Genomic DNA, 21,198 nt, shown 5'->3' with positions numbered 1-21,198 from the left:
GCAGACCACAAGGGGAGAAGTGCCATGGACGATGATGTCGCTGCCAGCTCAAGCCCATCCACGGTCGCCGCGCCGGCGCGCAAGACTCAGGTCCCCCAAATGAAGGCGGCGGTGTTCGTTGAGCCGGGACGGATCGAGCTCGAGTCCAAACCCGTTCCAGATGTGGGCCCGCTCGACGCCCTGATCCGCATCACCATGACCACAATCTGCGGCACGGACGTGCACATCCTCAAGGGGGAATATCCCGTCGCCAAAGGGCTGACCATCGGCCATGAGCCGGTCGGCATCATCGAAAAGCTTGGTTCGGCCGTGCAGGGTTTCAGTGAGGGCCAGCGCGTGATTGCCGGTGCCATCACCCCTTCGGGCCACTCCATGGCCTGTCTTTGCGGCTGCCTTTCGCAGGATGGGCCCGACACCAAGCACGGTTTCAAGGCGATGGGCGGGTGGCGCTTCGGCAATACGATCGATGGCGCCCAGGCCGAATATCTGCTGGTGCCCGACGCCATGGTCAACCTGGCGCCCATTCCCGATCATCTCAGCGACGAACAGGTGCTGATGTGCCCCGACATCATGTCAACGGGCTTTTCCGGCGCCGAAAGCGGCAAAGTGCGTATCGGTGACACCGTCGCCGTTTTTGCCCAGGGGCCGATTGGTCTTTGCGCCACTGTCGGCGCCAAGCTGATGGGAGCAACCCGCATCATCGCGGTGGAAAGTGTGCCGGCACGGCAGGAGATTGCCCGCCAGCTTGGTGCCGACGACATCGTGGACTTCAGCAAGGTCAATCCCGCCGAAGAAATCATGCGGCTCACCGATGGCCGCGGGGTCGATGTCGCGATCGAGGCGCTGGGTCGGCAGCAAACCTTCGAAGGGGCGCTGCGCAGCCTGCGCCCCGGCGGGACCTTGTCTTCGCTCGGGGTTTATTCCACCGATCTGACCATACCGCTCGATGCCTTTGCGGCTGGGCTCGGCAATCAAAGCATCGTCACTACGCTTTGCCCCGGCGGCAAGGAGCGGATGGCCAGGCTCATGGATGTCATCGCCTTCAAGCGCGCCGACCTCACGCCACTCGTCACCCACCGCTTCCGGCTCGATGACATCGTGGCGGCCTACGACCTCTTCAGCCATCAGCGCGACGGCGTCCTCAAGGTCGCCATCACGCCGTAAGCGGCGTTGGGAGCCCATCTGCGCACCCGACGGCAAATGCGTCTAGCCCAAGGGCGCTGAGCCGAACCGGGCAAAGAAATGCGCGCTCCATCCACCAGCCGGCGCTCGCAAATTGCCAGGTTCCCGGCAAAAACCCTCTACAGCGGACATTGACCTGACAGGAGGTCAGGCGACCATCTGCCGAGATCCGGGTCATAAATCTGAGTATCGCCTACGAGCTCGCTTGATGGCAGGCGTCGAACTGTCCGAGATCGACGAAAAGCTCTTCGACACTCCGGCAAGGCACAATCGAGAATGAAGAGATGCGTTGTCCCAGAACTGGTTCTACCCTGAGGTCTACATCAAGATCAGGGAAAGAACTGTTGGCGCACCCGACAGAATTCGAATCTGTGACCTCTGCCTTCGGAGGGGTGAAGCGATCGTTTCCCCTGGTTGCCGCTGAAGGGATTTGACGAGACAAATCAGGTATTTACCCTAGGCACGAGCTACCGGTAATATCTCTTCGGTTCCGCCACTTTCCACTCGGATGCTTCCGTGGTGCTTCCGCAACGCTCACCATTACGGAGGTTTTTCGATGCCCAGGCTAAGCAAGAAGACGGTGGACGCCGCTGAGGCGCAAAGCAAAGAGTATATCATCTGGGATGACGGCTTCCCCGGTTTCGGACTGCGGGTCTTTCCTTCAGGAAAGAAGTCTTATGTTTTCCAGTACCGCGCCACAGGTCGCACCCGGCGTATCGCTATTGGGCTGCATGGCGCTTGGACACCTGAAAAGGCGCTCCGGCGAGCGGTGAAGCTCCGAGATGAGGTAAACGACGGGAAGGACCCGTCTACAGAGCGTCACCAACTTGCTGCAGACATCTCGGTTGCAGACTTGTGTAACATCTATTTAGTCGAAGGCTGTGGGAACAAGAAACAGTCCACTATTGACACAGATAGACGGCGAATAGCTCGTCATATAAGGCCCATTCTTGGGCATCTCCCTGTTCGCTCGGTCAGCAAAGCGGATGTGGAGCTGTTTATGAAAGACGTTATCGCAGGCCGCACTGCCGGCGATATAAAGACCCGCCGACATGGTTTGGCACGGGTCAGGGGTGGGACTGGCACCGCCGCCAGAACACTCGGACTACTTGGGGCCATGTTCACCTTCGCGATTGGGCGGCAGCTTCGTGCTGATAACCCGGTCAGAGGAGTAACAAAACCGAAGGATCGGCAGCTCGACAGATTCCTGACTAAAGAGGAATTAGCCAGACTCGGCAGAGTGCTGGGTGCGCCCGAAGGCATGAGCCTGAACCAATCGGCTGTGACAATAATCAAGTTGCTTGCTTTGACTGGTTGCAGGAAGAGTGAAATAGTAAAACTTCGATGGTCCGAGGTAGATTTCGAGACTGGTTCTCTGCGTCTATTGGACAGCAAAACTGGCCCTAGAAAGCTGCCACTGAACCAGGCGGCGCTTGACCTTCTCGGTGCGCGGCGGCGGATCGCCGGAAACCCGTATGTTTTCCCAGCCACTTCTGGGACAGGGCACTTCACAGCGTTACAGAAGGGTTGGGTTACAATCCGCGCCGCCGCTGATTTGAACGACGTCCGTATCCACGACCTGCGGCATTCATTTGCTACTACGCTGGCCAGCAGTGGACATAGCCTCTTAGTAATCGGCTCGCTGCTTGGCCACAAGGACCTGCGAACAACGCAGATTTACGCCCACCTTGTCGATGACGCGCAACGCCGGGCTTCGCAAGCAGCGGCAGTGGTCATACAGTCGGCCTGGCGGTCGGCGGTTGCGACGGAAAATGGTAGCTGAATTCCCTCCAGAATACGTTCTAGTCGCTCGCTTGTGGTTCAGGCCAGGGGAGCGGCTACAAGCATATCGGGCATTTTATGAAGCGGGAGTGGTGGACGCACTCCGCGACGCAATTGCGCTGTGCAGGGAACTATCGCTGCAGATCACGACAACGGAGCCCACTACCAAGGGTGAAGACGACCAGCTTGGCCCTAACACCATTATTGGGGTGCCACTGTGGGTCATAGAGGCGTCTCACCAGCTGGCTGTGCAAAGGATTGCAGCAGGCGCCGTAACGGAAAAGAAAGGTCCGCACTCTAGCGAGGCAAACGAGACCTTCAGCCGAAAGAAGCACCTAGTACGTCACCTTCTTGTGCGTGAGAGATTGGAGAAAGGCTACAACGTGCCTGACGCCTGCTACGCCGTAAGCGAGGCTCTCTCCAAATCCCCCTTCTTCGCCGGTGAGGATGCCGTCAAGAAATCGTATTACGTCGTGCTGAAGGCCTTGGACAGTAAGTCAGAGGCTCTCCGGTACTATGCTGGTTGGCGTAGCCTTGCCCGTTCCGCTGTCAATGCCACTAAAGGGCTTCATCACGTACATTCTGCAGGCGACTAAAACGTGGGAACGTCGGTCCATCGTAAGCACTCGATGAGTACCAAGATGACCCAAGAAGACTACTTGCGCCCTTCAGAAGCCGCTGACTTTTTGCGTCTTTCGACGTCCACTTTGGCAAAGATGAGGCTACGCGGCGATGGCCCCCCATACGTGAAGTCGGGCCTCAAGGTTGTTCTCTACCATTCGCCAGACCTTCATGAATGGTTGGCCCGCCGTAAGCGGAACTCCACGTCTGAGGTGTTGGCATGACCCAGCCAGCCTTTAATGGAAAGCTTCACTTCGTCGCCCGAGCTTCGGGGGGCTTGATGACCGAAGTTCATGATCGGGTGGCATGGGCGTTACTTCAGCTAATACGGTCTGGAGTAAACGGCTGTAGCGTCGTGACCCACCCCGCTCCCAATTGGCCAGAATACGTAGAGGCCATGCGGCAACAGCGTTTCGATATCCGAATTGAAACAATGTGCACCTCGGACATCTTCGAGGAAAGTTATCCGAAGTACGTACTGCAAAGTAATGTGAAGCTCGGCGGAGGTTCTCTCGGCGAATGGCTCATTGCTGAGATGAATGCTCTAGAAGCGCCGGCAATGCAGCCCGACGCCGAGCCCACATTGCTTAAAGCCTAAATCAAATTGCAATTAATTGCACGGACCGGCCAATGACCCCGCTAACATTTGCTCCAGCCAGATTGACCAGCAGCGTCCGCTGCACAAGCAGGCAGATAGATGAAGCAATTAAGCTCTATGGTCTCACTAGCCGGGGTGGGGCCGCGACATGCAAAGCCCAGATCACAACCCTCAATCGCTACAAGCGTCAATATCTGGATATCCTTCGACGTCTCAGCCGTACGCGCTCCAAGAGTCATCTCGTGTCACTCACCATCACATCTTTGGCGGGGCGTGTGCTTGCATTACTCCGAGCTGACACAAGGCGGGGGTATCACCGCGACCTCATCCGGCTCGAACGAGTGGCCGAGCGCATCGACTGTTGGGCACCTTGTACAGAGCCGGTAACAGGACGTTGGATAGCGGATGGTTCGGGCAAGCCGCGACTGCTGTGCATCCCCGGGGTTAGGCGAACAGCAATGAGCCTAATGGTGCGGGACGTGCTAACCGCGCTGGGCGTCGATAGTGACATTGACCTTGCCAGAACTGGCGGGGGCGGTGAGCGCGAGTACATTCGCGGGATCACCAACAGAATGGCGCAGGGCTTCAAGTTCTGGGCCACGCCGGACGCTACCAACTTCTACCTGTCCATTCGTCCGGGACACCTGCAGGAACTGCCGATCAATGACAGGGTGATTTGCAATGTGGCGTTCCTGAACGAGGAGACCTCGATCAAGGTCAAGTTCCCCGTAGCTGAGATCAATCGGATCAAGGATGCGATCAGGAGCAAGTACCCTGACTTGGTAGACCCTCACTCTCCTATGGATGTGATGTCCATACGGTCCATAACCGCGCAAGCACTCCGGCAGGGTTTAGTCCCGGGCTCCGTGCTGTCCCCTCTCTTGGCCAGGTGGTTCTTGAGCGAGGCAGTTAAGGGCGCTGGGTTAGGTGATCACCTCCATGTTCAGTCCTACGTGGACGACTTGGCCATAGGGGGAAAAACAGAGATCGCCGTTGAGACGGGGGTCAACACGTTGGCCGAATACCTGTCTCAGCAACCTGCCGGAGCAATTATTATTCATGATACCAAGGTGCGGCACAGAAGGAGCGTCACCGTCCTAGGTTATCGCCTTTAGCATGGTAACGGCTACGGCAAGAACCCGGTTCATGTGAAGCCGGGGGCAAAGCGCCTAGAACGCTTCAAGCGCAAGCTCCAAGCCACGTTGGTTGCGGCTCAGATGTCGAGCGTGGACATTATCGACGCCGGTCTTGAATATTGGTGGCGTTGGTTCTGTTCCCAACAGGCATGGACGAAGGTGCCCGGCCATTCGCAGTCGCTATCGGAAACCATCACGGTCACTTACATCGCTGACTTCGCGAGCGGCAATCCTTGGCATCAATGGAAAGGAGCATTTTCCAACGTCAAAAAGAGCTAAGTCTCTGAAAACACTGCATTGCCATAAGCTCTCATGGTATTCTTTACATTATAAGGAGACTTCAAAAGATGCTTTGGACAATTGGCCATTCCACACTCCCTTGGGATCAATTCCAAGGTTTGCTTGAGCAACATCGCATCGGTTGTATCGCTGACGTTCGCTCTTACCCAAGGTCGCGATATGCTCACTTCTCTAGCCCTGCCATAAGAGTGCTGCTGAACAGGGTCGGGGTTAGCTACGTCTTCCTTGGCGATCAGCTTGGGGGGCGGCCTCGATCTGGGCCGGACAGATACGAGGAGATGGCCCAGACGCCGTTCTTCCGCACGGGCATTGAACGTCTGCTGGAAATCGCGCCACGGACCCGACTTGCAATCATGTGCTCAGAAGGACAGCCGCTGGAATGCCACCGGCTTCTGCTAGTCGCACGGTATCTTGCGGGTTGTGGAGTGAAGGTCGAACACATCCATCGGGACGGCACCACAACGACACAACATGATGCGGAGGAGCAATTGATTGCTCGACTGCGTAGCAAGCCCGACTTGTTCAGCAATAGAGAACAAAGAGTGGCGGAGGGTTACCGAAAGCAGGAACTTCGCCTTCGAGGGGAAACGGCGTAATGGCTGCAGAAAGTGGGCAATCCACTCGCATCAGCAACAAGTTCTGCTGGGAGGCCGGAGACCTCCAACTGGTCTCAATCAATGAAGTTGCAAACTGCTCGCCCAGCGCTCTCGACACCCTGGCAACTGGCCATGTCAACGAACTCCAATTGACATCTACAAAGGAAAAACCTGACCTGCAACGTTCCGCAGTCGACGAGCTGGCCGAAGCAAATCACCTACCGAAACAGGCCGGGAGTGGTGAACCAACGTGAGCACGATAAGTAGCACCGCCTCAGCCTCTAAATCGCCGATTATCGACCCTCGTTTTGTCAATGAAGGGTGGCACCAGCCGCAGTTACAGCCAGCAGAAACTGCAACCACAGCCCACCCGCAGAAACCGCCACTTGATGTGATCATCGATCAGCCTGTCGCCGACCTAATACGAGATGGAGTGGCACCGAACACCCGCCGCGCTTATACCTCGGACCTTGCCCAGTTCAAGATGTGGGGCGGGAGTATCCCCACCGACTCCGCTAGCCTAGCCCGTCACCTAGCCGACCTATCCACTACCCATGCAGTGGCCTCAATCAGCAGGCGGATTGCAGCCATTGCGAAGGCTCATGCTGTTGCCGGGCATGATAATCCTTGCGGGAGCGAATTGGTATCCGCCACGATGCGGGGCATCCGCCGCCGCCTCGGCACTGCCCAACAACAGGCACGACCGCTGCTGCGCGATGACCTATTCGCCATACTTGACCGGCTGGGCAACCGTCCAAAAGATATGCGGGATCGAGCAATGTTGCTGATCGGTTTCGCAACAGCGATGCGCCGGTCAGAGTTGGTCGCGCTCAACGTAGAAGATGTCGAGACTACAAGCCGTGGCCTGATGGTGACAGTTAGACGCTCTAAAACGGATCAGGAAGGGCGCGGACGCCAGATCGCCGTGCCACCGGGCCGAACTCGTCACTGCCCCGTTGCGGCCTTCAAGGAGTGGGTGGCGTTCGCTCAACTTGAGAACGGACCAATCTTCCGGGGTGTCGATAGGCACGGCAAAATCCATCTTCGAGGCGTCTCTGGTGAAGCTGTCAGCCACGTGATCAAGGCTCGGCTTTCCGACGCTGGATACGATCCAGCGGGGTTTTCAGGTCATTCGTTGCGCGCTGGGTTCGTGACCGCAGCCGCACTTGCTGGTGCGCCATCTCACAAGATCCGCGAAACCACCGGCCACCGCAGTGATGCTTCGATGACCCGCTACTTAAGACACGTGGATTTATTCCATGATCCTGCAATTGCCCGGGTACTTTGAGCTACACCTTTCGGGCATTGCAATTATCTGGCGGTCATCAGCGCTTTCCCTAAGGGCGGCCTCGTTGACACGATACGACCTGGGCGTCCTTGGCGGACTAAGGCTTCATTAAAAGGTTGATGCAATGGTTGACGCGGGCCCCCTAACCATTAAGTTATGCGGGTGAGGGAAAGCTTATGAGTATCTGGACCATAATCGAAGAAATTGCCGATTTCCTCGCATCAACGAGTGACAAGACGGTTGATCGGAAGGTTGATAGCTTGTTGGCTGCGCTAAGCGAAACCATAGCCGACGCACTTCCTACGGCGAATCAAGCCGTGCTGCGCGACGGAGCAAAGGCCGCAAAGCGAGCCCTGGAGGCGTTGGCCGGCGTTGAGCACTACTCAACAAGCTTTGCGGCGGGCCAGTTAGCGGCGGCAGCCGACGTTCTAGGCTTCGCAGCGGAGCGCGCTGCCGGTGACGAGGCTGTCGCTTTAGCTTCTCGCCCGTCCTATGCGTCATTGATACGGGCTTTGGCCGGTGGTGCTTTGAGTAACACAGACCTTAGCCGCATAGTTGGACGATCAGAGGAACATGTTTGCCGCCAATTAAAAGAGTTGCGTCAAGCAGAAGTCATCACAACCGAGCGACGCGGACGCAACGCCTTCAACGTTTTGACGCCTGTGGGTCGTCTTTTGGCTGAAGACAGGATGACAGATGGGATCGAGGTGCCGGTCTCAGGGCCGAAGTCACCCATTTATCAACTGACCACGCTGGAAGCGGCTAACGACCTAGGCGATGGGACTGAGTTGCCGCGCTTGAAGGTGGCAGCAAGGTAATGAGCGGCAAGGTCACAACCTTTTACTCGTTTAAGGGTGGGAATGGTCGCAGTATGTCGATGGCCAATGTGGCGTGGGCCCTTGCCACTAACGGCGAGCGGGTACTTGCTATAGATTGGGACCTTGAGGCGCCGGGGCTTCATCGTTATTTCCACCCGTTTCTGAGAGATCCTGAGCAGTTGGAGACGCTGGGTCTGGTCGACCACATCTGGTCTTACATCCAGTATCGAGCAAATACCTCAATCGAACCCAGCGACTTGCCTAACTTAGCGAAGGCGGATGGGATCGTGCAGGAACTCGACCTTCCGCTACGAAAATCCAAAGGTGTGCTGCATTTCATTGGTGCCGGACGGCAAGACGCACATTACAGCGCAAAGGTAGGAGGGCTGGACTGGTCTACCTTCTACGGGCGATTTGGAGGGCGCACCTATCTTGACGCCATGCTCGACTGGGCGCGCCACCATTACACTCACATCCTAATCGACAGCCGTACGGGACTTGCTGATACTGCAGGAGTGTGCACCACCCAACTGCCAGACAGCTTGGTGTTGTTTCTTGTGTATAATCGCCAAAGTATTGAGGGTACGGCTGCGGTGGCCCAGTCGATCGTTAGGACACGGCGGGAAAGTCAGCAGCCCCCGATAGAGATGCTTGTATGCCCATCCCGTGTCGAAGAGCGTGGCACAGTAGAGTCAGCGCGACGATACACTGTTAATCGGCTTGCGCCAGCTCTTCAGCGTCCACGTGCGCCACTCACCAATGATATTCGGCGCAATGAAATTCGCCACTACCCGTGGTGCGCTTTCGAAGAAAAGCTTGCCGTATTTGAAGACGAACCGGATGAGCGCGGCTCACTCCTTGACGCCATGCATATTCTAGCTTGGCGCGTCGCGGGCTCAGACGCACGGCGCAAAATTAAACCCGTGACTTTCGATGAAGAAACCATTCAGCGCTACTGGCGCCGAGCGGCCTTCGACGACCCTCGCCTAGCAGAACTGCAGGATCTGTCGAACTCGGCGGCGTCTGAGGTCGTGGCAAAACTAGTGCCCTGGCTTGAGGAAGCGCTTGACACTCCGGAAGATCGCGTGGACTGGCTCGGCCATTTGGCAGAGGCCTGCGTCGAACGCACCGCTGCGCTGGGCGAAGCCATGGACCCTGACGCAGCCGACTTCCTTAGTGATGCTGGAGTTGAATTGGCTCGCATCGTCCACGAGCGAGAAGGCCGCGATTTTAGAACTCGTTTTGCATACGTTTTACAGAGCCGATCCGACTATATGCAACAGCGTGGTGACCTCATCGGTGCCCTGGGAATCGCCGAGGAAGCGGTGTCCCTATATGGGCGGGACAAGACTAGCTTAGCTCAATGGCGACAGTTGAGGGCATTAGAGCGCGTGGCGGAGCTGCAGGACGCACTGGGCGCATCTGGCCAAGCGATTGACACCTATCGCATGATGGTGGAGCGTTCCGAGCGCCTAAACCGCAGAGAGCTGCCGCTGGGTGGGGAGGTCGAAGGATTGAGGGCGCGGCGGCTGCTGGCTGAAAAATTGCTGGCGCGTGGAGAGGCTGATGAAGCACTCTCGGTGTTGGAGCCAGCTATTCGGCGCCTTCCTGTTTATCGAAATGGGTCGCGATTGCGCGACAGCGCCGAAGTCGCCAACATTGTAGGGCTCTACGTGGAAGCTGCGATGGCAATCGATCTCGAACGAGGCCGCGAGGCGATGACGCGCGCACGACAATACCTCCCTGAGATCGCCGAAACGCGTGGGGCCCGCGCCGCGCTAGAACGTCGACTAGCCATGGCCCAGGCGGAAGGGCTCAGAAGATCCGGCCATCCGATGGAGGCGCTAAGCGCGCTGGACGCCTTGGATGACGAGAACCGTCGCTCAGTCGCGGCCTTGGAAACGCGAGCCGCGATCCTTTTGGATTTGGATCGACCGCAAGAGGCTCAGCGCTTCCTTATGGAAGCGGTATCGCGAGGAGGCGCTTCCCTGTCGGCGAGCGCGCTTACCTCGATCGAGCGTGTGGTGACTGGCACAAAAGACCCAGTGCTTCTAATGGAGATGATACTGAACCAAAGATCGGCCAGAAGAAGCCCGGCCGAAAGTGAGGATCTACTCCGCATGATGGATCGCGTTGCGCGCATTCTGCCGGAGGAGAGCGCGCAAATTATACGGGCGCTCAAGAAGCACCTCGCTGTTGATTTACACGGTCGAACCGTAACGCGGGGTGTTGATCAACCGTGACGCCGGGAGAGTTGTTTGCAAAGCTCTGGACCCAAATTGACGGAAAAGCCGGTGCGATCATCTCTGTCCCGTGGCCAGGCAAGCAGGCTCGCGAACAAGGTCGGCTGAGGGCTATTTTGATTGCAGCTGACGCTTTCGATGTCCCCCAAGAGGTCGAAGACTATCTGAGCGGTGGCAATCTGGGCTGCGCATGTGACGCTCCGCCGAATAATTTAGAGCAACGAGCGTTCGTCGTGATGTGTGCGCTTGATTCAGTCGCTATGGATATACATCCATCAATGCCCACTCGCGCGGGCGGAAGGGCCATTGTGCTCTCGCCTTTGCTAGCGAGAATGAAGCAAGTACGAACTGCAAACGGCGTGTATGGCGAGCACAGCGGCCGACGAACCATCCCGAAGGGTCGGTTGTCGAAACAACGCGGCGACCCCGAGGTCGATTGGGCCAGTGGTGCCAACCTAGAGACGCAGTTCGAATACTTGACGGTTCTTCAGCCCGCAACAGCACACTATTCCATCCAGATCGAGGTAGTACCGCCGAGGCTTAGCCCTCTCAGCGAGCCACCGAAGATTGTGGGGTTGGCACCGATAGCCGAAGACGCTGACGATCTTAACTTCACAACTCAGAAGCGTGGAGGGCGCCCCTATCTGGACGCGCATCCTCGCGATGTTGCCCTCCTCCAGAAACGCCTCATTGACAGTGTAGTGACGCTTCTAGATCGCGGGGCAGACTTGATCGTACTGCCGGAACTCGTTGTGCCGCAGGAAACGGCCGATGCGCTGGCCGCCGCGTTACAGGCTCGCCCGGCCCCCAGACCGGATGCGATGATCGTCTGTGGGAGCGGCTTAACCACACTAGCAGGCGCCACAGGCCTACGGTTCAACGAGGCGGTTGTGCTCAACGGCCATGGTCTAGAACTCTTTCGGCAAAGAAAGATTCACCCCTTCAACATGGGTGATCAGCGAATGCGAGAGTGCGGCATTCCCTTCGCCGACGGGTTCGAGAACAGGCCCCACATGGAAGACATTGAACCCCACACGGAGATCAAAGTGCGGGACCTTACTGGCATGGGACGCACGATGGTAGCAATCTGCGAAGACCTGGAACAGTTAAGTCCGATCGGCGAAATAGTTATGGCCACGCGACCTGATTGGGTGCTCACGCCAGTCCTCGATATCAGTCAGGAGCCCGGGCGCTGGACGCATCAACGCTCCATTGAACTTGGCCGAAAGACAGGATCTCAGTTCGTCGTCAGTTGCAGCACGTCACTCACTGTACGGAAGAGCAAGGCTGCCACCCTTTCCGAGCTATCCCCGGGCCAGATGGGCTTGGGGCTGCTTTATGCCGGCGACTCGCGCCGGGTGAAAATCGTTGATGCGTCGGAAGACGGATCGGTGCCGCGAACCTTGGTAATTGATTGGAAGCCAGATAGTTGGCCCGGCGATAATGTCACCAGTATCCCTAAGAAACCGAAGCATTAGCTAATTGCGGTAGCGGAGTGACCCCCCCGCTCTTTGCGAGCGATGATATGACGCGGACGTCCTAGTTATGAGCGCATCGGCCCCCAAGTTCCTAGATAACCGCGTAATCCTCAAGAACCTGAAGATGCGCTTTCCCCCGCGAAGGCGTTAAATTCAGCTGGGATAATCTCCATTATCACGGGTCATCAAACACCTTTATGTTGATGCGCGTAGGCGGTGTTCGACGCAAATTTTGTTCGGTCGTTGTTACATGGCGCTCGCTTAGATACCCGAGGCGGCTGTTCTAAAACCATCGGTGCCGCTGGACACAGCACAGCGGCTTCTGGTCACTTCATGATTGAAGGAGATAAGCATTGCCCAAAGGAGGAAGCAGCGCGAAGCGGCCCGATTTTCAAGATGTTCCGGCAGCTCGACGGCGAAACATGGCAGCGATTAAGGGGCGGGATACCCGTCCGGAGCTTCGGGTCCGACGCTTGCTTCACAGACTCGGTTATCGGTTTAGGCTTCACCGGCGCGACCTGCCAGGGACTCCCGACATCGTACTGCCGGGGCGGCACTTAGTGATCTTCGTTCACGGGTGCTTCTGGCACCGCCATGGTTGCAATAAATCAGTCCTCCCCCAGATCCGAACCGAGTGGTGGGAAGGCAAACTCAACCGTACGGTCGAGCGCGACGCCCAAAATATTGCGGCTCTCGAGGAGCTTGGCTGGGATGTTCTTGTTGTTTGGGAGTGCACGCTGGGCAATGAGGCTGCCTTGCAGTCAAAATTCAGGGTAGCTTTAGGGCCTCCCGGACTCGCACGATTTCGCGAATGTGCTAGTGGTCCAACCTGAGGGTTGGTCACCTAGTCTTCAGGGCGTCGCCTAGTCGAGACAAGCAGATGCGCGGAGAATTTTTGAACACCAAGGTCGCTGCAGGAATTGACAAAAAACTTGAACGCCTGAGAACGGGGGCCCCGCCCCGTGTCATGGATCTTTTCTCAGGTGCGGGTGGCATAAGCCTTGGGTTCCAGCGGGCCGGATTTTCCATCGAAGGCGCTCTGGAGATGGATCCGCATGCGGCACTGACCCACGCTCTGAATTTCCATCCAGATTCAGTCCGTTTTGCAGCTCATGCTCATGCCCGAGACATTACGCTCACTGATCCGGCAGCACTATGCGATGAACTTGGCCTCGGAACGGTCGACGAGGCGATCGACGTTCTGGTTGGTGGGCCGCCATGTCAGGCGTACGCCCGCGTCGGGCGGGCGAAGCTGCGCGAGGTAGCCGATCACCCAGAAGCCTTCCGTGTCGACCCCCGCGGCAATCTTTATCTGCGCTACCTTGAATATGTGCGAGCGTTCCAGCCGCTCGCCGTTTTCATTGAGAATGTGCCCGACATCCTTCACTACGCCCATCACAACGTCGCTGAAGAGATTGTCGAGGCGCTGGAAGATATTGGTTATGTCGCCGGCTATTCGCTGATCAATTCCGCCTTTCACGGCGTCCCGCAGATGCGAGACCGGGTTTTTTTAATGGCTTATCGCCGTGAGCTTGGCCTTAGGGTACGATTTCCCGCTGCAACGCATCATTTGGAGCTGCCGTCTGGATATGCCGGTACACGTGCCGTGGCCTTGCGTTACGTCGACCGCCTCGGTAGCAGAGGCTATATAGCCCCCGACCTCGGATCTCCGGAACTTCCCCACGCCGTCAGCGCAGAGGAGGCGGTGGGTGACCTGCCTGCAGTGAACGGGCGAACTGTGAAAAGGGGTACGCGCCGCTTCGACACCCTTTATGCGTATCGGAGCGACCGCCAACCGTCAGCATATGCCAGGATCATGCGCGAGTGGCCGGGTTTTGCTTCGGACCAAGGGGTTTGGGACCATGTCATTCGCGCGTTGCCGCGTGACCATCAAACCTTTGCTGAGATGCGGTCGGGCGCGGAATATCCCGAAGCGCAAGCCACAGCCCGTCGTATCGTGGACCGTATTGCTGGAGAGCGAGCTATCCTGGCCGGAACTACGGCATATGAGGCTTTGTACAACTCTATCGTGCCACCCTATGACGTGACAAAGTTCCCCAATCGCTGGTGGAAGCTTCGACCAGACTTTCCCGTTCGGACGCTCATGGCCCATATCGGCAAGGATACATATTCACACATTCACTATGACGCTGACCAGGCTAGGACTATATCTGTACGTGAAGCAGCCCGGCTCCAGTCATTCCCGGACGGCTTCCGCTTCTCCGGGACGATGAATCCTGCTTTTCGTCAGATTGGCAATGCCGTTCCGCCACTGATGGCCAATGCTTTGGCCGAAATTATTTACGCAGATCTCGAAGCGGCTGCCCTACACATGGCCCCGCAATCGCATAGCCTTGCCGCCGCTGAGTTACGGGGCAGCAGCAGCGTCAGTAAGCATGTCACTTACCTCACCAAGTGACAGAGCGGGAAGATTGGCCAGACTGATCGTATATCGAACCGCAATTACACCGGATGGCTTGCTAAAGTCGTGCGGGAGCCTCGGAAAGTCATTGTCCACCTGATAGAAGCCGGCGTCCAGAAGATTGAACAGCAGCAGCTCGCCCGATCGGCGCATTTCTTCGGCCCAGTTCAGCCGGAGCAACTTACGCTGAAAATCATCAACCAGCGCCGGCTCGGCGCGAAGGTGCTCGATGGTCTCGTCAATCAGGGTCGCAACACTTAGCGAACCACCTATCGTTGATTCCAGGCGTATCGACCCGAGTAGCAGCGACTGACCGTCCTCGCTCCAAAGCTGATCGAGCCTGGAAATCTCATGCTCGTGCCGGCTGCCCTTTGTAGTTTTGACCTCAAGATGAAGCCCATTGGCAATGAAGTCGTGCCGTTCGCTATCGGCGCCGCTCCACATAAGTACTGCGCTCGCACCAAGCGCCGGAATCATGATCCGACTTAACACAATGAGCTCGCCGACCAGGCCGATCTGAACGGTTTGGCTCATTTGTTGTCGGCTCGCCCGCCAGGCCGATTGCCAGTGCCGGATGACTGCGTCTGTCGCAGCCCAAGGCTCACGGCCCTGCGCATGGACCGCCTCGATCACTTCGCGGCAAACTGGGGAGAACACGCGCTCATGCTGAGGGCTGGCAACAAGGTCAAGATAAGGACCAGTGTCGGTAATCCGCATTCGGACCTTTAGGCCGTTGAGGTCGCCGATGACGCGACGTGCTTGCTCATCGGCTAGGGGGATCATTAGGTGAAGCTCATTGTCGGCGCTGACCCCGACGAGCAGTGCCGTCTGCTGTCCGGCCCAAGAAACCGGCTGGGTCACTACACTGCCGTCACTGAGCGGACGATGCGACCGAAGTGTCGCCCACATTTCCGGGCCTGGCACTTCAGCCATTCGTCACACCAAGGTTGACGACCGATGACCCAACGGCATCGGATGTGACGGGAAGGCTGAGAGCAACTGCGATGACCGCATCTGTGTCAGGCACGCCCAGAGGTCCTGGGTCTAGAGGATACACCAGCAGTAGTGCTTCAGATGCCGGGCGTGCGGCGCGCATTGCACCGGCGTCATAATCACCGTTGCGACGGCGATACCCATCAGGACCGCCTGGAAGATCAACACCTTCATGGCGGGGATCGATTAGGGTGCCTATGCTTTCCTGACTGATCCGTGATCGCGTGACCACGCCGGTACGATGACCTGCTAATCGAATGTCGGCGCCTTTTTCAGAGCCGGCCACGAAGACAGACCACTCGGTAAGTTCGCCTGTCGCGACACGTGTTTCAACCCAGTCGGCTAGCTCATGTCCCCGGAAGGCCACGACGTCATCATGGGTGCGGTAAAGCCTCAAGAATTCGCAAACTACTTCGGGCACGATATCCCGGAACAGCAAACCACCTGTTGTCTCCCGACCAGGACCGGCGGCTGATATCAGTCGCTCGGCAAGCAGGCGATTTTCCGCAAGCCGATCAGGGCTCCGCAGCGGAAGCATAACAGTCTGCGGATGCTCTCCTGACCAGGAATCCCTGACCTCCGACGAGAGCCCGGCCTTGTTACGAGAAGTCAATAACAGTCCGCTGTGCGCCCGCAGGCGGATTGCCATCTCGTCCGGTCGTTTACCTGCCCTCGTCAGCGCCTGGAGTGAATCTCGCAGCGACTGCTCAACCAACGCCAGTTCGCTGAACCAGTGGGCAATCCCGTCCGTTGTCCAAATCCGGATCAGATCGGCGTAACCTGTGCGGAAGCCGTACCACCTGGCCATCTGCAGCAAAGTGTCCGCCATACTGGTGGTGCGCAGAAAATATGAGACGGTAAGGCCTTCCAGCGTTAGGCCCCGTGACAAGCGATTGCCGCCAACCGCAACGATATGGCGTGCAACCCTGCTGTCATAGGCAAGATTCTCGCCTGCAGCGCTGTTCAGCTCAAGGACATCGAGCCCTGCGAGTATATCTGCAGCACGGATGTACAGCTCCTCTCGCGCTGCAGACAACTCAACGCCGGAGAGATGTGCATTTAGGACCGGCTCGAAGATCTGAGCAGGGTCCTGCCCTTGGCGGATCGCGCCCAGCCAGAGCTCACGTTGCTCGCGAAGCGCACCGGCGATCCGAGCCTGGTCATCCGTGCGAGAGCTAATATGAATTAGCATCGTGTGCGGCTGGCCATGCAGTCCGGGCCGGTGATCGCGGATCGCACCAGCGAGGCAGAAGGTAAGAAACGCCTGTGACAACGAGGCTGGCAAGGTGACCAGCGGTGGTTCGGCTACAATTCCAACATTGCGCTTACCCTGACTACGGCGAAGCAGCGTGACATCATCTTCTGCAACAAGACGCAGCACGTCGCGACCCAGAGCGGACACGCCGAACAGTTCTTCGGTTCCGGTGTATCCCTCCGGACGCGGTAACTGGAGGGCGAAATCGCGCGGGAAAAGATCCTCCCCAACCTCGCGGTCCAGCGCGTTGGGGTTGATGAATATATTTGCGAACGGGGTAGCTGTATACGCTACGTAACTTGCACGAGGCAGTACCCCAAGCAGAGTGCGAATTGCTGCGTTAGTGCGTGACGGGGCGTTCTCTTGATCTTCGGCGTCCTCGCCATTGTCAAGCGCCGGATCTGGACGATTGGAGCCTGTGTTGATGGATGCTTGATCGGCCTCGTCGTCGATAATTAGTGTCGGCAACCCTGCCAGCTGTGGTCCGGCTGCTTTTAGGAAGCCAATCAGTCGTTCGAGAATGCGCGTATTCTTCTTTACCACCAGTAGAAAGGCGCCCGGATGGCTTAGCGTTTCGGGGTCGCCTCCTGCAAAGTCTGCATTCTTAGAAGTCAGGAGCGTCCAGCCCTCAGGCACTTTGCCATCTTCGCTTATGCCGACGAGCTCTTGCTCCAGACGCGCCTGTGTCTGATTTCGGAGTGCGTCATGGATGCCAGAAAGGATAATAAATAGGCGATAGCCAGCGTCAGCAGCTCTCGCCGAAACCGCTGTGTAGTTTGCTGTTTTTCCGCTTTGCACATAGCCAACCACAAGGCCTCGACCCGCAAAGTCCGTGTTTGTAAGCGGATCACGCAGTGCCCGCACCACTCGCAGCGATTCAGCCGAAAGGGAATCGATCTGCGGCTGTTGCCAGCGGCCGCCTGCCGTTAGCAGCTGCTCGAGGCGGTCCCAGTTACGCCAGCCTGTTGGACCAATGCGACTGGTCCAGACTGGTGCTGAGGGCGGTGTCGACAAAATGCGCAGAAGCGACATCAGTCGTCTCCGGAGGCCAACAAGGGTGTTTGCAGGCCTTTCTCATCCAACAAAATGAGAAAGGCTGCGAGATCCTGCATCGCTTCCGGGTCTTTTTCGAGCCGCGCGGCGAGGGAAGCTAATGGAGTGATGCGCCCACTGATCTGAAGATCGCGGCCGCCGGTGAGATTGATCCCCTGCTTCCATGCGAATTTAGTGGCCGTTACTGAGCGGTAATTGACTGGCGGCTTGTCCTCGGGCTGTTCAAGGGAGCCAGCAACCGAGGGGCCATTCTCCGGGCCACTAGAAATCGGGCTACCTGTGGTCGCAGGAACAAGCCCGCCAATAGGCGCTGGTGCCGGCACCGTAACGGGAGCGGGTGCGGGAGTTGGAGTCGGGACTGGAATGGCCGACGGCTTCTTATACTTGGCCTTGCTGGCGTTCCGGGTCGGCGTGGCAAGCTTCTTGATATGTTCCTGAAGATAGGATGGCAGGCTCACCGAGCGCTTGGTAATGTTGATGTCGAACATCTCATCAAGCTTGGTGTCGAATGAAACGATGACGCGCGCCAGTTTGGTCTTCTCATCGCTAGTAAGCCAGATTTGGTGCCAGCCACCCCAGCTAATCAGGCGATCATTGCGGTAGATAAACAGCCCCTGGGTCTCGTTGCGCCGTCCGTAAAGGCCGACCCTGCCGAGTACCTCATTAGTGACAACTGGCCCCTCCGGCTTGTGGTGTTGCCGCAACTCCTCTTCTGAGGGCATTAGAAACGGTTGAACCGTTACGGGTTGATCCCCGTCCGGTGTGACCATCCGGATTGTCTTGAGATCGTAGGGCACAGTCAGAGGGTGACCGATCGGATTATTGGAAAGCACCAAAACACCGTTTATCCGAATTGCCACCTTCTTTCTGTTGCGGGCATCACCGTCAAGGAACCGATGAAACACTAGTCCAAGATGACGCCCGAGCTCCAGAATCTCAGTCGACCAAGGCGGAATACCACTGATGGTCTGTGCGGCCGCCGGAGGTTTCATGTCCTTCCACAAGACGACCGTGCCATGCTCGCCCGGGTTGGTGGCTTCTTGCTCCCACGGCTCAAGCGGTCCGTCGCCAGCGACCCAGTCCCGCAGGTTCTCGCGGTCCCAGCTCAGATTGCATACCTGACCGCCACGCTTGCGGGTGACCACTGTGAACACGCGCGCCTGCGACCAAGAGGCACCTTTCAGTCCATATCCAAATTTGCCTAGGCTGTTGCCCTCATAGTCGACGAGGCTTCCGAGCGTCATTGCCTCGTCCAGTTCCGCCGGGCTCATGCCCTTTCCGTTGTCACGGATGGTTAACCACCGCCCGTGACCGCTGTCAGGGGCAGCAAAATCAATGTCAATCTCGGTTCCGTCGGCACTTATCGAGTTGTCGACTATGTCCGCCACGGCGCTCGCTAACGTATGCCCGGTGTTGGCGATGATCTCGGCGAGCCGCTGCGGTCTCGGCGGAAGCCTCCTGCCGCCGGCGTCAGCTTCAGGCGCATCAGTCATCGTGTGTTCCTTAGTCGTGGGAGCGCTGAACATGTCGGGTCGCGCATTTTGCAGAAAACCCCGGATACGCCGTCCTTCTTCGTCGTGAAGCGCAATCATCCCGGCCCTGGTCAGTCCGGCGGTTGCACCGTCCGCACGGATCATCATGGCGACCGGATCATCTTCCGCAAGCACTATCCAGGATCCTTCGGCCGGTCGGCGCCCGGCATCGATCTCCATAACAAACAGACAACCCGGTTCGACAAATTCGTAGAGCTTGTCCCGCGGGCAATTGCCTTCGAGTCGCCAGTTCTTCCCCTGTCTCGTGAGGAAATGCTGCAGCGTCACTGTTCCGGCGTCCGTGTCAAAGCGCAGATCGAGCGGAATGCGGTCCGTGTCAGAGGCGGTGGGAAACACGCGGTCGACGACGTCTCCGTCGAAATTGACTGCGCGCTGTTTCGAGCCCTCTTTGCCTTGACGGCGATACTCGTGAAACATGCCGAGCTCACTGTGGGTGAGCGCCCTAAGTATAAGGAACTTCATGCGGCGAATCCGCGCGTTGCCATGCTTCCCCCTCCGGCCATACGCAACATATGGGCTCTGGCTCAGTCTCGCTCAACCAAAATCCAGGCTGTTTGCTTACTCATGAGTCTTCATGTCCTGCGGGAACTCAACATTGAGCCAGTGCGAAACCGATCTACGATCAGCCCGGCCGTTTGCTCGCAGGATCCGAACTATGTCGCGTCCCGCGACAACCAAGATGGGGTGCTGGTCCTCAGTAATTTCACGATAGGCGTACTGATCGAGATGGCTAGTTGTGACGAGTATTCCAAATTGCCGGTGGCGCAGTCGTGAGATCAGACGTGACATTTCGCGAACACCAACTGAATTGCTCGGCGCGTAACATTTAGCCTCGAGCGCGAACTCAACTGCAATAGAACTCGGCCCTTCGCCAATGCGCAGGCTCCCAATTGCATCTCGCCCGCCGTCCCGCGAGGGTCGCGTCACGTCGAGGTCATGCGCGCCCGGTAACAACAGCTCGGCCAAACGGGCAGCGAAGTACTCGAAGTGCTGGGGCCTGTCCGCAAAGTGCGCATGGATCCCAGCAACAATGGCGCGGCCCTCGTCGTCCTCAGGATGTTGTTCGTTACGGCTTCGCCAAGGCACTGAGCGGTGGCTTCGTAGGGCTCGGTACTGACCGGTCTCACGCCAGATTTTCCATGCCTGGGGCGCGTACGTCATGACGTCATTGCCGTTGATAATGTCGTCCAGCCACTGCCGCGATACCGTTCCAGCATCGAGTATGGTGAAGCGTGCCCGGTAGTTCTGAAAGCGACTATCGGCAGTGTTGTGCCAGACGGCAACAAGGTCCTCCAGCGTGCTCTGTCCCGAAGTTCCTGGAACCACCAGGCCCAGGAACTGGGCATTGCGCCCGGGCCGGAAGGTAGCAAAGGCAAAGATCGGGGGAACGCGCTGTCGCCCATCGGGCCCGCTATGTGCATCACGGAAGATGCGCCGCAAAATCTCGTTCCCTCGCCTTGGCGTGGCGTGCAGCGCCTGTCCGGCCTTCCGGTTGTCGCCGTAGTAAGTGAACACGCCAGATTCCCGGTCGATATTGTCCGGCCAGTCCGGCTCAGACATACCGGTCGTCAGCACCAGCATGCTGAAGTTATCCATGTTGCCGCGGTAGCGAAAACCCCCGCTATTGCTAACACGCAGCAATCGGACAAGGGGTTCATCGCCAGCATTGCCGCGAGAGCCGCCTTCATAGATTGCGTCGATCTGCAGGTCCGCGCTGTGGAGCTCATCGAAGTCAAAGATGGTCAAGCAGGGTAGTCCATCGGGAAGGGCACCGCAGTCTGAAGAGGGCAACCTGCCACGTCCAGAGCAATCGGAAAAGCCCGGCTTCGCCGCCGCAGTTAGCACTGCGGGTGCGCAAGGATACGATGGGCGGCCTTTAT

Annotated in this window: 18 protein-coding genes; 14 read left to right on the top strand and 4 right to left on the bottom strand. The window is 57.7% G+C overall.

Annotated features, from left to right (window positions below):
- The first annotated feature begins 99 nt into the window (after positions 1 to 99).
- The 14 genes from HRU92_RS16870 (at position 100) to HRU92_RS16800 (ending at position 14,461) form a co-directional block, all read left to right on the top strand.
- Positions 100 to 1,164, top strand: coding sequence for an NAD(P)-dependent alcohol dehydrogenase (locus HRU92_RS16870; RefSeq protein ID WP_210259540.1), 1,065 nt, complete (start codon positions 100 to 102; stop codon positions 1,162 to 1,164).
- 574 nt (positions 1,165 to 1,738) lie between these two features.
- Positions 1,739 to 2,965: a site-specific integrase gene (locus HRU92_RS16865; protein ID WP_173088753.1), complete on the top strand. Its 1,227-nt coding sequence runs from the start codon at positions 1,739 to 1,741 to the stop codon at positions 2,963 to 2,965.
- A 91-nt stretch (positions 2,966 to 3,056) separates the two neighbouring features.
- On the top strand, positions 3,057 to 3,560 hold the full coding sequence (locus tag HRU92_RS16860; protein ID WP_173088751.1) for a hypothetical protein: 504 nt from the start codon (positions 3,057 to 3,059) through the stop codon (positions 3,558 to 3,560).
- Between the two features lie 33 nt (positions 3,561 to 3,593).
- Complete coding sequence (locus HRU92_RS20795; protein ID WP_173088749.1) at positions 3,594 to 3,809, top strand: helix-turn-helix domain-containing protein; 216 nt, start codon at positions 3,594 to 3,596, stop codon at positions 3,807 to 3,809.
- A complete protein-coding gene (locus tag HRU92_RS16850) occupies positions 3,806 to 4,183 on the top strand; it encodes a hypothetical protein (RefSeq protein WP_173088747.1) in 378 nt (125 codons plus the stop codon). Before HRU92_RS20795 ends, HRU92_RS16850 begins: the two co-directional genes overlap by 4 nt.
- Before the next feature lie 458 nt (positions 4,184 to 4,641).
- On the top strand, positions 4,642 to 5,298 hold the full coding sequence (locus HRU92_RS16845; RefSeq protein ID WP_173088745.1) for a hypothetical protein: 657 nt from the start codon (positions 4,642 to 4,644) through the stop codon (positions 5,296 to 5,298).
- A 111-nt stretch (positions 5,299 to 5,409) separates the two neighbouring features.
- The gene (locus tag HRU92_RS16840) at positions 5,410 to 5,598 is read left to right on the top strand and encodes a hypothetical protein (protein ID WP_173088743.1); all 189 of its coding nucleotides are present in this window, start codon (positions 5,410 to 5,412) and stop codon (positions 5,596 to 5,598) included.
- A gap of 616 nt (positions 5,599 to 6,214) precedes the next feature.
- Positions 6,215 to 6,469, top strand: coding sequence for a hypothetical protein (locus HRU92_RS16830; protein ID WP_173088739.1), 255 nt, complete (start codon positions 6,215 to 6,217; stop codon positions 6,467 to 6,469).
- Positions 6,470 to 6,699: 230 nt separating this feature from the next.
- On the top strand, positions 6,700 to 7,503 hold the full coding sequence (locus tag HRU92_RS20640) for a site-specific integrase (RefSeq protein ID WP_173088864.1): 804 nt from the start codon (positions 6,700 to 6,702) through the stop codon (positions 7,501 to 7,503).
- Positions 7,504 to 7,679: 176 nt separating this feature from the next.
- Positions 7,680 to 8,321, top strand: a complete 642-nt coding sequence (locus HRU92_RS16820; protein WP_173088737.1) for a helix-turn-helix domain-containing protein — start codon at positions 7,680 to 7,682, stop codon at positions 8,319 to 8,321.
- Positions 8,321 to 10,564, top strand: coding sequence for a hypothetical protein (locus HRU92_RS16815; protein WP_173088735.1), 2,244 nt, complete (start codon positions 8,321 to 8,323; stop codon positions 10,562 to 10,564). The genes HRU92_RS16820 and HRU92_RS16815 overlap by 1 nt, the downstream gene beginning before the upstream one ends.
- 11 nt (positions 10,565 to 10,575) lie before the next feature.
- Complete coding sequence (locus HRU92_RS16810; RefSeq protein WP_173088733.1) at positions 10,576 to 12,042, top strand: hypothetical protein; 1,467 nt, start codon at positions 10,576 to 10,578, stop codon at positions 12,040 to 12,042.
- A gap of 353 nt (positions 12,043 to 12,395) precedes the next feature.
- Positions 12,396 to 12,875, top strand: a complete 480-nt coding sequence (gene vsr / locus HRU92_RS16805) for a DNA mismatch endonuclease Vsr (RefSeq protein WP_282567793.1) — start codon at positions 12,396 to 12,398, stop codon at positions 12,873 to 12,875.
- Between the two features lie 62 nt (positions 12,876 to 12,937).
- Positions 12,938 to 14,461 carry a DNA cytosine methyltransferase gene (locus HRU92_RS16800; RefSeq protein WP_248307212.1) on the top strand — a complete coding sequence of 508 codons (1,524 nt, stop codon included), beginning with the start codon at positions 12,938 to 12,940 and terminating at the stop codon, positions 14,459 to 14,461.
- On the opposite strand, the gene HRU92_RS16795 is transcribed toward HRU92_RS16800, so the two are convergent.
- The 4 genes from HRU92_RS16795 to HRU92_RS16780 form a co-directional block, all read right to left on the bottom strand.
- A complete protein-coding gene (locus tag HRU92_RS16795) occupies positions 14,411 to 15,397 on the bottom strand; it encodes a PD-(D/E)XK motif protein (protein WP_173088727.1) in 987 nt (328 codons plus the stop codon). The two genes, HRU92_RS16800 and HRU92_RS16795, sit on opposite strands and share 51 nt — an antisense overlap.
- Positions 15,390 to 17,744, bottom strand: a complete 2,355-nt coding sequence (locus tag HRU92_RS16790) for a Z1 domain-containing protein (RefSeq protein ID WP_173088725.1) — start codon at positions 17,742 to 17,744, stop codon at positions 15,390 to 15,392. Before HRU92_RS16790 ends, HRU92_RS16795 begins: the two co-directional genes overlap by 8 nt.
- Complete coding sequence (locus HRU92_RS16785) at positions 17,744 to 19,780, bottom strand: ATP-binding protein (protein WP_173088723.1); 2,037 nt, start codon at positions 19,778 to 19,780, stop codon at positions 17,744 to 17,746. Before HRU92_RS16785 ends, HRU92_RS16790 begins: the two co-directional genes overlap by 1 nt.
- Before the next feature lie 96 nt (positions 19,781 to 19,876).
- A complete protein-coding gene (locus HRU92_RS16780; protein ID WP_173088721.1) occupies positions 19,877 to 21,064 on the bottom strand; it encodes a restriction endonuclease in 1,188 nt (395 codons plus the stop codon).
- Positions 21,065 to 21,198 lie beyond the last annotated feature (134 nt).

Origin of the sequence: Devosia sp. 1635 (assembly GCF_013185955.1) — a bacterium.
Classification (GTDB): domain Bacteria; phylum Pseudomonadota; class Alphaproteobacteria; order Rhizobiales; family Devosiaceae; genus Devosia.
Note: the sequence above shows the minus strand (reverse complement) of the source record. Positions and strands in the feature narration are given on the sequence as shown.